Origin of the sequence: Halomonas sp. SH5A2 (assembly GCF_014263395.1) — a bacterium.
Classification (GTDB): domain Bacteria; phylum Pseudomonadota; class Gammaproteobacteria; order Pseudomonadales; family Halomonadaceae; genus Vreelandella.
Genome location: NZ_CP058321.1, coordinates 146118 through 158324 on the forward strand (window position 1 = coordinate 146118; position 12207 = coordinate 158324).

The window sequence follows — 12207 nt, forward strand, 5'->3', positions numbered from 1 at the left end:
TAAGGTGTATCGTCGTCAATCTTCGAGCCAACGGTCCAGATGGGCCTGGGTGAGCTCGCCCACATGAATATCCAGGGTATTGCCGTCGCCATCGAACAGCACCGTCGTGGGCAGCCCCGGGGCCTCGACGAGCGACATCAGCATTTGACTGGGATCGCGAAGGGCGTAGCGAAAGCGCAGCGATTGCTCATCCAGGTAGCGCACAATGGGCAGAAGGTCTTCGCCCTGGTTGGCGATTACAACGGCCACGCCTGCGTGTTGGTCGGCGTCTTCAAGCAGCGGCATTTCGCGCAGGCAGGGCGGACACCAGGTGGCCCACAGATTGACGATGACCTTGTCGTGATCGTCGGCCAGGGAGGGAAGGTGCACCGGCTCGCCATCGATATCTTCCAGGGTAATGTCAGGCAGGCTTCTCAAGCTCATGTCGCTGCCCAGCGGGGCGAGCGTTACCAGTACCAGCCACAGGCTCGAGGCCCCGATCAGTAGCGCCATGGCACCGCCCATGGCAATTAGCCGAGCGCGCAGCGACCAGATCGTCCACAGCAGACCCGCTGCCAAGCCCCAAAGCCCTTGATAGCCAGGCTTCCAGAGCTTCAGCGTCTCCAGCGGAGCGGTACTGTAACTCTCGATATGCAGGGCGACATGCCCGAAGCGGGCCGCGACCAGCCAGATGACCACCAGGCCCAAAAACCACCTCTGATGGCGGCGTTGGGGCAGCCCCAATAAATATCGTGTACTAACCAGCAGTGCCAGCGCGCAGGCAATGGCGTAGAGGCGGGGCAGCGAAATCAGTAGCGGGCCAAGGGTGATGGCGTTCATGGTTTTCCCGTTTAGCAGTTACACTGGCGCACCATACCATGCGAGTTGCAAATTACGGAGACGTTATGCCCCCACCCGCTTTCGATAGGCTGCGCGCGCTAGCGATCGGCTCCCAGGCAGTTGGCCTGACACTGGTTATTACGTTGGAGACGGTAATGGGCAACGCGGCCCGCCCCTGGCAAGGTGTCACGCTGGCCGCCATGCTGGCGACGGCGCTGACGATCGCACTATTACGGCTTTACCGACGCAATCTGGCTCGCAAGCGCTGGGCTGAGCGCGTCGAGGATGATCGCGACAGCTAGCGTTGGAAAACGTTGCTTGTATTTTTAGCGTTCCAGTTCCAGATTAAGAACAGACCCCAGCGCGAGACGATGGGGCGCTAATTCCTACAGGGAGCGATTAATAACATGATGAATAAACGCATAATTGCCACGGCCGTGGCCGTTTCTTCACTGGCATTGGCAGGTGCGGCCCAGGCTCAGGTCAAGGTGGGCTTTTTGGGGGGCTTTACCGGGGGCATCGAAAGCCTGACACCGCCGATTTTTGATGGCGCGCAGTTGGCGGTCAAGCAGATTAACGAGCAGGGCGGCATTCTGGACGGCCAGACGCTGGAAATGCCGTCGGGCGATACCACCTGCTCTGACGCATCGGCCGCCTCGAATTCGGCGGACCGTATGGTCAATTCGGAAGATGTCACCGCCATTGTTGGCGCCCTGTGTACCGGTGCCACTATCGCGGCGGCCAATAATGCTGCGATCCCCGGCGGTGTTCTCATGGTATCACCTGCCTCCACCGCGCCTGCAGTCTCCGAGCTTGACGACAACGACCTGGTATTCCGCACCGTGCCCTCTGACGCCTTCCAGGGCGAAATGCTGGCCAAGCTCCTGATCGAGAAAGGCATTGAAGACGTTGCCGTGACCTTCGTTAATAACGACTATGGTCAGGGGTTGTCCGACGCCTTTACCAGCACCTTTGAAGCGGAAGGTGGCAGCGTGGTGGAAAGCCTCGCCCACGAAGACAACCGTGCCGACTACCGCTCTGAACTGGGCATCCTGTCGTCGACCGGTGTACAAACGTTAGTAGTGCTGGCCTACGCCGATACATCGGGCCAAACCGTACTGCGCCAGGCAGCGGAAAGCGGGGTATTCACCCAGTATGTCGGCGCTGACGGCATGGTGGGCAATAGCCTCGTCGAAGCGGTGGGTGCCAACGTGCTTGAAGGCATGATCGCAACGCGCCCCGGCAGCCCGGATTTGCCCGGCACGGACATCTTTATTGAAGCCGCCGAAGCTGAAGATATTGACCCCGAAGCGGTATTTGCCGCCCAGGCCTATGATGCGGCGTTTCTGGTGGCCTTGGCCATCGAGCAGAACGGCAACGCCGAGCGAGAAGGGTTATCTGACGCATTGCGCTCGGTGGCGACGGCACCCGGTGAAACCATTTTGCCCGGCGAGTGGGAAAAAGCGGTTGAGCTGATTGCCCAGGGCGAAGACATCAACTATGAAGGCGCCTCCGGCAGTCATGAGTTCAACGAAAGTGGCGACGTGCCCGGTATCGTTGTGGAAATGACCGTTGAAGACGGCGAATTCAAACGGGTAGGCGAACTCGCCGACGAATAGCCGTCAACGGATAAGCAAAGTCAACCACCGCCCCGGCCAATCGCTGGGGCGGTTTTTTTAGGGCTTAGTCGTGCTGCTTGACGCGCTCCGGCAGTAGTCCTTTAGGCGCGAAGCGCAATACCAGCGTCACCAATACGCCAATCACCAATACCCTCGCCTGGAGGGCGCGGCTGTCGATGTTGGCAGGAGCTTGCCAGTCGAAGGCAAAGCTACCGAAAGCCACGGCGAGATCCATCAGGTACAGCGCCAGCGGTTCCGACATGATCCAGATGATATACACCGCGACAGCGCCGAAAATGGTGCCCAAGTTGTTGCCCGGCCCCCCCAGAATCACCATGACCAGCACCAGAAAGGTATGGTTGAGCGGCAGGTAACCGTTGGGGTCAAACAGGCTGTTGAAGCTGGCCAGCATCCCGCCACCAATGCCCATCAGAATGCAGCCGAGGACGAAAATCTCCAGACGCCGCCTGTTGATATCCTTGCCCATGGCCGCCGACGATATCTCGTTGTCACGAATGGCGCGGATCATGCGTCCCCAGGGGGCATGATAAGCCCGGTGGAGCAGAAAGAAGATCGCGGCAATGATCACCGCCGTCAGCGACAGGTATATCGCCCGGGAAAGGGTAAAGCCCAGTTCTGCCGGTCCGGGCGTTGGCCAGGGCAGTGGTGAGACTGTCGCGGTGCCGCGGGTCAGCCAGTCGGAATTTTTCAGGAATGCCTTGATGATCTCGGCGATACCCAGGGTGGCGATGGCCAGATAGTCACTGCGCAAACCCAGGCATACATGGCCGATGAAGTAGCCCACGACGCCTGCCAGCGCGCCGCCAAAGATCCAGCCGAGCCAGGGGGGCAAGCCCAACCCGCCGACGAAGTCAGCCTGGGACTCAATATCGGCGGTCACGTCACGCAGCATACTGATGACGACAAGGTACAGCACGATGGCCAGCAGCACAGCGAACACGGTGCGCACCCGTTTGGGCACGCCCAGCCGAGTGAGCTTGGTGGCGGCCACGACCAGTAGCGTGGCCCCGATGGCATACAGCAACACCTTGCCAAGCTCGGCAGGCAGTTCGCTGTCCCAGAAAGCGTCGTTGACCGGGACGCTGAACAGCATGGCGCTGACACCGCCCAGGGCGACGAAACCCATGACACCGGCATTGAATTGGCCCGCATAGCCCCATTGAATGGTCAGCCCCAGCGCCAAGACGGCGTAACACGCGGCTTCGACCAGCATGCGGGTACTATAGGCCGCCCCCATCGCCGCATAGACGCCGACAATGGTGATCAGTAGTGCGCCGAACAGGCAAAGTTCGCGCAGTGGCAGCCGCGACGCCTTGGGCGTGGCATCCTGCGGGGTATAGGACGGATTATTATCAGCCATCAGATCACCTTGCCTTTAAAGATGCCGGTGGGTCGCCAAACGAGGATGGCGACCAGAATGAAAAACGGCACGACGATTTTATACTCGGTCCCCACAAAGGCTAAATTGGACGGCAACTCGAGCCAGGTGGGCAGGCTATCGCGGAAGGGGCGCAACAAGACGGCCCAGTTAAACACCGCCAGGGTTTCGGCAAAGGCGACTACAAATCCGCCCGCGACGGCCCCGTAGGGGTGGCCTACGCCCCCCACGATGGCGGCTGCGAAAATCGGTAGCAGCAGGAAAAAGCTCAGGTCGGGTTTAAACGTCACGTCCAGCGACAGCAGCGTGCCGGCAATGGCGGCAAGTCCACCGGCAATCACCCAGGTTACGGCGACAATGGTATTGGTGTTGATGCCCGAGGCTTGGGCCAGCTCGGGGTTGTCGGACATGGCCCGCATGGCTTTACCGAGTCGCGAGCGACTTAAAAACAGGTGCAGGGCGATCACCGCCACCAGGGTGATCCCGAACAGGTAAATTTGCGGCTCGGTAATCACGATGGGCACGCGAACGTCTTCAAATGGCAGCATGCGGAAAATCGCCTTACGGTCATCAACGTACAGGCCCTGGCCGCCGGTGCCTGAAAACAGGCGAATCAAGCCCTGTAAGATCAAGGTGACACCCAGCGAAGCGATGACCATGACGATGGGCTTGACCCCGTGGGCGCGCAGCGGCTTATAAAACGCTTTATCAATGCCCACCGCCAGGCAGGCGGTCAGCAGCATGGCAACAGGCAGCATGACGATCGCCGTGGGCACGCCGATGCTCATCCCCACGCCTGGGAAGAGGGTCGTGAGCAGCAGCACCATAAAGGCGCCGAAGGTCATCATGTCGGCGTGGGCGAAATGGGCAAAGCGCATGATGCTGAAAATCAGCGTGACACCGATGGCCCCAATGGCGTAGATGGCGCCCGTCACGCTACCGGCGATCACGACGTTGTTAACAAAGAAAACCAGTTCATTCACGTTATTGTCCCCTGGGCTATCCGCCCAAAAAGCTTTTCGCCACGTCCGGGTCGGCAAGCAGTGCCGCGCCGGTATCGGTAAAGCGGTTTTGGCCCGCTGCCAACACAAAGCCTTTATCGGCAATGGCCAGCGCTTGCTTGGCGTTTTGTTCTACCATCAGGATGCCCACCCCAGCTGCGTTGATGTGCCTGACGCGGTCAAAAATCTCGTTCATAAATAGCGGCGAAAGCCCGGCGGTGGGTTCATCGAGCAGCAGCAAGCTGGGTTCGGCCATTAGCGCGCGGCCCATGGCGACCATCTGGCGCTGACCACCGGACAGCTCCCCCGCCGGCTGGTGACGCTTTTCCTGCAGGGGCAGAAAGAACTCGTAAACCTGGCCCAGCATGCGCTTCACGTTCTGCGGCTTCAGAAAGGCCCCCATTTCCAGGTTTTCCTGCACGGTGAGGCTTGGGAAAACGTTCTTTTCCTGGGGAACAAAACCCATACCGCGTTCCACCAGCTGGTGGGGGGGTAAATTTTGAATGGGCTTGCCATGGAGCAGAATGTCACCCTGATTGACGTGCAGAAGCCCGAAGATCGCTTTCAGTAGGGTCGATTTACCCGCTCCGTTCGGGCCGACAATCACCCCGATTTCGTCAGCTTCCAGCGACATGTCCACCCCATTGAGGATATTCATGCCGCCATAGCCGCCATAAACGTCGCGCGCTTCGATTAAAGGCATGGTGAAAAAGTCTCTTGTTGATTGCCAACTGATGGCTCGTGGCATTTAAGGAAGCTTGGCGCCTTCATCCGTCACGCTGCCCCGGCACCGAAATAGGCCTCGATGACCTCGGGGTTATTCTGGATATCCTGAATATGGCCTTCGACCATGACCTGGCCCTGGGCCAGCACGATGACCGGGTCGCAGAGCCGGGCGATCATGTCCATGTCGTGCTCGATGACCAGGAAGGTGTAGCCCATCTCGCGATTGAGGCGTTCGATGTTGCCGACCAGGTCGCCGAGCAAGGTGCGGTTGACGCCAGCGGCGATTTCATCGAGAAGTACGATTTTGGCGTCGGTCATCATCGTGCGGCCCAGCTCCAACAGCTTCTTCTGGCCGCCGGACAGGTTGCCAGCCAGCTCATTGCGCACATGGTGAAGGCCTATAAAGTCGATGACCTCAAGCGCGCGACGGCGCACCTCGGCTTCCTCGCGGCGCACCAGGCCGGGTTTGAACCAGGTCGTGAACAGGTTTTCCCCGGCTTGCTGCGGGGGTACCATCATCAAGTTTTCCAGAGCGCTCATGTGGGTGAACTCATGGGCAATCTGGAAGGTGCGCAACAGGCCTTTATGAAAGCGCTGATCCGCGCTGAGCGCGGTAATATCCTCGCCTTCCAGCAGGATACGTCCGCTATCGGGCTGTAACGCGCCGGCCATCAAGTTGAATAACGTCGACTTACCCGCGCCGTTAGGACCGATCATGCCGGTAATCGAACCTTTCTCGACGCGAATAGAGCAGTCGTTGATGACCTGCAGGCCACCAAAGGCCTTATTGACCTGTTGAACCTCGATAAGCGGGGTCATGGGTTTCCTTGACGGCAGTGATGATCAAAACGTTTGTATGAATTGGATAATAAAATGATTCCCTGTACCAGGGATAGCGCTACTTTGCGCTACACCGAAGCGGCTTTCCAGCAGGTAACCGTTAAGGTTGCGTTGGGGGAGTCGCTTGGCAAACGCGTGTGGTCAACATGGCAGGGTCGGGGCAGGCAAAAAAAAGCCCGCTGAGATAGGCGGGCTTCGAGGGCTTACTTCTTGCTGGAGCGTTTACGCTCGTTTTCCTTGAGTAGCTTCTTGCGCAGGCGAATATGGCTCGGCGTCACTTCCACCAGCTCGTCGGAGTCAAGGAACTCGATGGCCTGCTCCAGGGTGAAGTTGATCGGCGGTGTCAGCACGATGTTTTCATCGTTACCCGTTGAGCGCATGTTATCGAGCTTTTTACCCTTGGTCGGGTTAACCACCATGTCGTTGGCACGGTTGTTGATGCCGATCAGCATGCCTTCATAAACTTCGGTGGCGTGATCGACGATCAGCTTGCCGCGTTCCTGAAGGGTGTAAAGCGCATAGGCCAGTGCTTTGCCATCGACCATCGACACCATCACGCCGTTACGCCGCTCGATAGAGGCATCCGGCTTCAGCGGGCCGTAGTGGTCAAAGCGGCTGGTCAAAATGCCGGTGCCCGAGGTCAGGGTTAGGAACTGGCCACGGAAGCCGATCAGGCCGCGAGCAGGGATGATGAAGTCCAAGCGAACGCGGCCTTTGCCATCCGGGTTCATGTTGGTCATCTCGCCCTTGCGATAGCCAAGTTCTTCCATGATGGCGCCCTGGTGCTGCTCCTCACAGTCGATAATGACTTCTTCGTAGGGCTCCTGCTGCTCACCGTCGATTTCCCTGATGATCACCTCGGGACGACCGACTGCCAGCTCGAAGCCTTCACGACGCATGGATTCGATCAACACGGACAGGTGCAGTTCGCCACGCCCGGAGACCTTGAATTTCTCCGGGGTCTCGCCCTGCTCAACGCGCAGCGCGACGTTGTGGATGAGTTCCTGCTCCAGGCGATCCTTGATGTTGCGGCTGGTCACGAACTTGCCGTCTTTCCCGGCAAACGGCGAGTCGTTGACCTGAAAGGTCATCGACACAGTCGGTTCGTCGACGGTTAGAGGCGGCAAAGCTTCAACGTTGTTGACGTCGCACAGCGTGTCGGAAATCGCCAGGTTCTCGATGCCGGTGATGCAGATGATATCGCCGGCTGTGGCTTCGTCGGTCTGTACCCGGTCAAGGCCCATGTGGGTCATCACCTGGCCGATCTTGCCTTTGCGCGACTGGCCTTCCTTGGTCACGATGGTGATCTGCTGGTTGGGCTTGACGCTGCCGCGGGAAATACGGCCCAGGCCGATAACGCCCACATAGCTGTTGTAGTCCAGTGCTGAAATCTGCATCTGGAAGGGGCCGTCGCTTTCGACCTTGGGGGCATCGACGATATCGACAATCGACTGGAACATGGGCGTCATGTCGTCGGCCAGCTCTTCCGGGTCGGGGCCGGCAATGCCGTTCAAGGCAGAGCAATAAATAATCGGGAAATCGAGCTGGTCGTCGGAAGCGCCCAGGTTATCGAACAGGTCAAAGATCTGGTCGATAACCCAGTCGGGGCGCGCGCCGGGGCGGTCGATCTTATTGACCACGACGATCGGCTTCAGGCCACGGTCGAAGGCTTTCTGGGTAACAAAGCGGGTCTGCGGCATCGGGCCATCAACGGCGTCAACGAGTAGCAATACCGAGTCCACCATCGACATGACACGCTCGACTTCACCGCCGAAATCAGCGTGTCCGGGCGTGTCCACGATATTGATGTGGTAGTCAGTACCGTTGCCATCCTGCCACTTGATCGCCGTATTTTTGGCCAGGATGGTGATGCCACGCTCCTTTTCCTGGTCATTGGAGTCCATGATCCGCTCTTGCCCTTCGGCTTTGCGGTCGAGCGTGCCGGACTGGCTCAAAAGTTTATCGACCAGGGTAGTTTTACCATGGTCAACGTGGGCGATAATGGCAATGTTGCGAAGATTCTCGATCACGACGCGATCCTGCTAGAAAAATAGGGCGGCATTATAGGGTCTCGGTGCGGTCCACTACCAGCATTGTATTGTGCAAGGCATCAATACATTAACTTTTGGTAGTAGTTTTCGCGCTGCTGGCGCATCCGGTAAGATAGACGTTTTCCCAGATGGGGCAAGGACATGAGCATCGGCAACCTGATGCGGCTGCTAAGCGATGGCGAGGTTCATTCCGGTGAACAATTAGGCGAGGCGCTAGGCGTTTCACGCGCTGCTGTATGGAAGCAGCTAAAAAAGCTAGAGGCGCTCGGCGTGTCGCTGGTGGCGGTAAAGGGACGTGGCTATCGTCTCGCCCAGCCATTGGAGCCTCTTGTCGGGGCAAAAATTGTGGAGCGCCTGCCCGCCTCGGCACGCCATCACCTTGCCCGCCTATTTGTCGAAGACCAGTTGCCCTCGAGCAATGCCTACCTGCGTGAGCGGTTTGAACAGGGAGCTGGCCACGCAGAAGTGTGTCTCGTCGAGCTGCAAACGGCGGGGCGCGGTCGGCGGGGGCGGGTATGGACAACGCCCTGGGGGCAAAGTCTGATGCTCTCAGTCGGTTGGCGTTTCGAGGCAGGTGTGAATGCCCTGGAAGGCTTGAGTCTGGCGGTTGGCGTGGTGGTCGCCCAGGTGCTTGAGCAGCACGGCGTCGCCCCTCGGCTGAAATGGCCCAACGATATTTTACTCGCCCAGCGCGACAGCGATGAGTTGGGCAAGCTGGCGGGCATATTGGTAGAAGTGACCGGGGATGCGGCCGGCCCGTGCGAGGTGGTGATAGGCATGGGGATGAACCTCTCGCTGCCCGACGCAATGCGTGAAGCCATTGAACAACCGGTAGCGGCACTGTTTGATGACTTGCCGTCGCTTTCCCGTAACCAGCTAGCGGCGGATGTTGTGGCGGGGCTACTGGCTATGCTTGCCGGTTTTGAGCAGCAAGGTTTCGCGTCTTGGCGCGCTGCTTGGAATGAACGACATGCTTATGCTGGTCAATCCATTCGCGTCACTCAGGGAAGCCAGGTCTACGAGGCCGTTGCTTGCGATGTCGACGACAGCGGTAGCTTGTGGGTAACGGCATCGGGGCAGTCAAAACGCTTGTCGGGCGGTGAAATCAGCGTACGTAGGCGCTTATGATTCTAGATTTAGATATTGGCAACACCTTGTCCAAGTGGCGCCTTAAAGACGCTGACAGCAGTGAGATACGGTCGCGTGGGGCCGTATGGACGCGTGAGGAATGGCGGCCCGGGGCGGATATACCCGACCTCGACGTGGTTGAGGCCGTGCGTATTTCAAGTGTTGCTCGGGCGGCCGTGCTAGAGGAGACCGTTGGGCTGTTGCGTCGGCGCGTGCGTAATGTCCACGTTGCCCGGTCAACCGCTGAGGCGCTGGGCGTGGTCAACGGCTATGAAGAGCCCGAGCGGTTAGGCGTTGACCGTTGGCTGGGTGCCCTGGCCGGCTATCAGCTGGCGGGCGGCTGCTGTGCGGTAGACTGTGGTAGTGCCATTACCATCGACTTCGTGCTGCCAGGCGGGCAGCACCTGGGTGGTTTTATCGTCCCCGGACTGCGTCTGATGAAGGAAAGCCTGAAGCTGGGAACGCGTAATGTAGCGATTGACCCGGAAAGCGAAGCGGACGCCTTGCTGGAGCCAGGACGGCGAACGGTCGACGCCGTGAACCATGGCATTTATATGGCGGCGGTGAGTGCCATTAACCGCATTTACAGCGAGGTGTGTGACCAAGAAGGCGTTGCCCTGCCGATGCTGCTGACGGGGGGCGATGCTCGCGTGGTTTCGCGAGGGGTGCAGGTGCCCCATGCGGTGTGGCCTGATATGGTCTACGGCGGGCTTGAGGCACGCTTCCCGCTCACCTTTGCCGAACGCGCGGGCAAAATGGCGGGCGCCCCCCGTGTTCCTGAGCCGGTGTCATTGGAAAAAATCCGTGCGGGCCTTGCATTCTCCATGCTGCTTTGACAAAATGCAGCGCGTTCCAAGGCATGCGGCCAGCATGCGTAGGGTGATAAAACCCTATGTTGTTGAAGGCAAAGGCCGTTGGGGTCACTGCAAGTTAAAGTGAGCTTGACACGGCTTTGGAGCTTGGCATAATGTGCCGCCTTAGTTGGAGAGGTTCCCGAGTGGCCAAAGGGAGCAGACTGTAAATCTGCCGCGAAAGCTTCGAAGGTTCGAATCCTTCCCTCTCCACCAGTTTTAAGCGTCAGCGACAAATGTCGATGCCGTAGAATGAAAGCCGAAAGCGGGTGATATCACGAGCAGGCGCGCTGCGGATGGACATTCTGAAGCAAGTTGTGCGGGCGTAGTTCAATGGTAGAACCTCAGCCTTCCAAGCTGATGGTGCGGGTTCGATTCCCGCCGCCCGCTCCAGTTAAGTGCTTAGTTCATATGGGTGCTTAGTCTGTATAGGTAATTGGCTCATGTAGCTCAGGGGTAGAGCACACCCTTGGTAAGGGTGAGGTCGACGGTTCAAATCCGTCCATGAGCTCCATATTCAAAAAGCGAGCGATGCTCGCTTTTTTTGTCGCTGTCCCCAACTGTTGGAAAGCGGTTGGTGTGAGTAAGGGTTGTCAGGTGGCTTTTTGTCCGCTATCATGGCGCCCGCTGTTGCGTAGGCTGAAGAAGTTACCTGCGTAATAATTGATACAGGCCAGTAGCTCAATTGGCAGAGCAGCGGTCTCCAAAACCGCAGGTTGGGGGTTCGATTCCCTCCTGGCCTGCCAATCTTCCCCAGATTGGTATGTCTTTTAAAGAATTCCTTTGTCGCTTGCTGCACCCTGAGGAGTCTCGTTTTTATGAAGCCGAGTTCTGTAAAACATGGCGCTGAGGTGCAACAGTCGCGCCATGACGGGCTCAAGTGGGCTGCAGTCATTGCGTTGCTTGTCGTTGCCGTTGTAGGTAATACCTATTTTGCCGATATTGGTCTGATCTACCGCGTGTTGGGTGTCGTGGTGTTGTGTGTTGCAGCGGGTCTGCTGGCGCTTACTACGACCAAAGGGCGTGAGTTGGTAGAGCTGGCAATAAGCGCTAAGAAAGAGATTCAGCGCGTTGTATGGCCAACTCGGCCCGAGACCATTCAGACTACGGCCATTGTGCTTGTCGCTGTGCTGGTGGTTGGGTTGATGCTCTGGTTGATTGACACTCTTCTTGGCTGGGCGATGTCCGGCGTTATTGGTTAGGAGTTTGCATGTCCAAACGTTGGTACGTCGTTCACGCCTATTCCGGCTTTGAAAAGCACGTGATGCGCTCCTTGATCGAGCGCGTCAAGATGTACGGCGTGGAAGATCGTTTTGGCGAGATTCTGGTGCCGACTGAAGAAGTCGTTGAAATGCGTGACGGCAAGCGTCGCAAGAGTGAGCGCAAGTTCTATCCCGGCTACGTGCTTGTCGAGATGGAAATGGCCGACGACACTTGGCATCTGGTCAATGAAACGCCCCGCGTGATGGGTTTCATTGGTGGTACCAAGGAAAAGCCGGCGCCCATTACTACCCGTGAAGCCGATGCCATTCTGCGTCGCGTGAAAGACGGTACCGACAAGCCGCGGCCGAAACATATGTTCGAGCCGGGTCAGTCGGTTCGTGTGGTTGATGGTCCCTTCGCTGATTTCAATGGCGTTGTGGAAGAAGTCAATTACGAGAAAAGCCGCCTGCAGGTCAGTGTGCTGATCTTTGGGCGTGCAACGCCTGTAGAGCTCGAGTTTGCGCAGGTAGAGAAAGAATAGCGGGCGATATCCTGGCGGGTAAAAGTCGC

The 12207-nt window shown here is 58.2% G+C and carries 12 protein-coding genes and 4 tRNA genes; 10 read left to right on the forward strand and 6 right to left on the reverse strand.

From position 1 onward, the window contains the following. Window positions 1-15: 15 nt before the first annotated feature. Window positions 16-819 carry a redoxin family protein gene (locus HXW73_RS00680; RefSeq protein ID WP_186254456.1) on the reverse strand — a complete coding sequence of 268 codons (804 nt, stop codon included), beginning with the start codon at window positions 817-819 and terminating at the stop codon, window positions 16-18. A 65-nt stretch (window positions 820-884) separates the two neighbouring features. On the opposite strand from HXW73_RS00680, the gene HXW73_RS00685 reads away from it, so the two are divergent. Together HXW73_RS00685 and HXW73_RS00690 are read left to right on the forward strand one after the other, a co-directional pair. After that, window positions 885-1121, forward strand: coding sequence for a hypothetical protein (locus tag HXW73_RS00685; protein WP_186254457.1), 237 nt, complete (start codon window positions 885-887; stop codon window positions 1119-1121). Between the two features lie 105 nt (window positions 1122-1226). Beyond that, complete coding sequence (locus HXW73_RS00690; protein WP_186254458.1) at window positions 1227-2438, forward strand: ABC transporter substrate-binding protein; 1212 nt, start codon at window positions 1227-1229, stop codon at window positions 2436-2438. 64 nt (window positions 2439-2502) lie between these two features. On the opposite strand, the gene HXW73_RS00695 is transcribed toward HXW73_RS00690, so the two are convergent. From HXW73_RS00695 to typA, 5 genes are all read right to left on the reverse strand, one after another. Next, window positions 2503-3819 (reverse strand): branched-chain amino acid ABC transporter permease, encoded by a 1317-nt coding sequence (locus HXW73_RS00695; protein WP_186254459.1) that lies wholly within the window; start codon window positions 3817-3819, stop codon window positions 2503-2505. Next, the gene (locus HXW73_RS00700; RefSeq protein WP_186254460.1) at window positions 3819-4820 is read right to left on the reverse strand and encodes a branched-chain amino acid ABC transporter permease; all 1002 of its coding nucleotides are present in this window, start codon (window positions 4818-4820) and stop codon (window positions 3819-3821) included. Before HXW73_RS00700 ends, HXW73_RS00695 begins: the two co-directional genes overlap by 1 nt. A 16-nt stretch (window positions 4821-4836) precedes the next feature. Then, window positions 4837-5541: an ABC transporter ATP-binding protein gene (locus tag HXW73_RS00705; RefSeq protein ID WP_186254461.1), complete on the reverse strand. Its 705-nt coding sequence runs from the start codon at window positions 5539-5541 to the stop codon at window positions 4837-4839. A gap of 71 nt (window positions 5542-5612) precedes the next feature. Further along, window positions 5613-6383: an ABC transporter ATP-binding protein gene (locus HXW73_RS00710; protein ID WP_186254462.1), complete on the reverse strand. Its 771-nt coding sequence runs from the start codon at window positions 6381-6383 to the stop codon at window positions 5613-5615. A gap of 224 nt (window positions 6384-6607) precedes the next feature. After that, on the reverse strand, window positions 6608-8434 hold the full coding sequence (gene typA, locus HXW73_RS00715; protein WP_186254463.1) for a translational GTPase TypA: 1827 nt from the start codon (window positions 8432-8434) through the stop codon (window positions 6608-6610). Window positions 8435-8596: 162 nt separating this feature from the next. Here typA and HXW73_RS00720 point away from each other — a divergent pair, with 162 nt between their 5' ends. From HXW73_RS00720 to nusG, 8 genes are all read left to right on the forward strand, one after another. Beyond that, a complete protein-coding gene (locus HXW73_RS00720) occupies window positions 8597-9583 on the forward strand; it encodes a biotin--[acetyl-CoA-carboxylase] ligase (protein WP_186254464.1) in 987 nt (328 codons plus the stop codon). After that, window positions 9580-10419, forward strand: a complete 840-nt coding sequence (locus tag HXW73_RS00725) for a type III pantothenate kinase (protein WP_085917607.1) — start codon at window positions 9580-9582, stop codon at window positions 10417-10419. The genes HXW73_RS00720 and HXW73_RS00725 overlap by 4 nt, the downstream gene beginning before the upstream one ends. Before the next feature lie 147 nt (window positions 10420-10566). Next, a tRNA-Tyr gene (locus tag HXW73_RS00730) sits at window positions 10567-10650 on the forward strand. A 103-nt stretch (window positions 10651-10753) separates the two neighbouring features. Beyond that, window positions 10754-10827, forward strand: a tRNA-Gly gene (locus tag HXW73_RS00735). 46 nt (window positions 10828-10873) lie between these two features. Further along, window positions 10874-10948, forward strand: a tRNA-Thr gene (locus tag HXW73_RS00740). Window positions 10949-11104: 156 nt separating this feature from the next. Further along, a tRNA-Trp gene (locus HXW73_RS00745) sits at window positions 11105-11180 on the forward strand. Between the two features lie 72 nt (window positions 11181-11252). Then, on the forward strand, window positions 11253-11636 hold the full coding sequence (gene secE, locus HXW73_RS00750; RefSeq protein WP_085917608.1) for a preprotein translocase subunit SecE: 384 nt from the start codon (window positions 11253-11255) through the stop codon (window positions 11634-11636). Between the two features lie 8 nt (window positions 11637-11644). Next, the gene (nusG, locus tag HXW73_RS00755; RefSeq protein WP_186254465.1) at window positions 11645-12178 is read left to right on the forward strand and encodes a transcription termination/antitermination protein NusG; all 534 of its coding nucleotides are present in this window, start codon (window positions 11645-11647) and stop codon (window positions 12176-12178) included. Window positions 12179-12207: the final 29 nt, after the last annotated feature.

Bases quoted from the DNA above. Each gene is read 5' to 3' on its own strand.
- HXW73_RS00680 (WP_186254456.1), bottom strand. From the start codon at position 819: ATGAACGCCATCACCCTTGGCCCGCTACTGATTTCGCTGCCCCGCCTC.
- HXW73_RS00685 (WP_186254457.1), top strand. From the start codon at position 885: ATGCCCCCACCCGCTTTCGATAGGCTGCGCGCGCTAGCGATCGGCTCC.
- HXW73_RS00690 (WP_186254458.1), top strand. From the start codon at position 1,227: ATGATGAATAAACGCATAATTGCCACGGCCGTGGCCGTTTCTTCACTG.
- HXW73_RS00695 (WP_186254459.1), bottom strand. From the start codon at position 3,819: ATGGCTGATAATAATCCGTCCTATACCCCGCAGGATGCCACGCCCAAG.
- HXW73_RS00705 (WP_186254461.1), bottom strand. From the start codon at position 5,541: ATGCCTTTAATCGAAGCGCGCGACGTTTATGGCGGCTATGGCGGCATG.
- HXW73_RS00710 (WP_186254462.1), bottom strand. From the start codon at position 6,383: ATGACCCCGCTTATCGAGGTTCAACAGGTCAATAAGGCCTTTGGTGGC.
- HXW73_RS00720 (WP_186254464.1), top strand. From the start codon at position 8,597: ATGAGCATCGGCAACCTGATGCGGCTGCTAAGCGATGGCGAGGTTCAT.
- HXW73_RS00725 (WP_085917607.1), top strand. From the start codon at position 9,580: ATGATTCTAGATTTAGATATTGGCAACACCTTGTCCAAGTGGCGCCTT.
- secE (WP_085917608.1), top strand. From the start codon at position 11,253: ATGAAGCCGAGTTCTGTAAAACATGGCGCTGAGGTGCAACAGTCGCGC.
- nusG (WP_186254465.1), top strand. From the start codon at position 11,645: ATGTCCAAACGTTGGTACGTCGTTCACGCCTATTCCGGCTTTGAAAAG.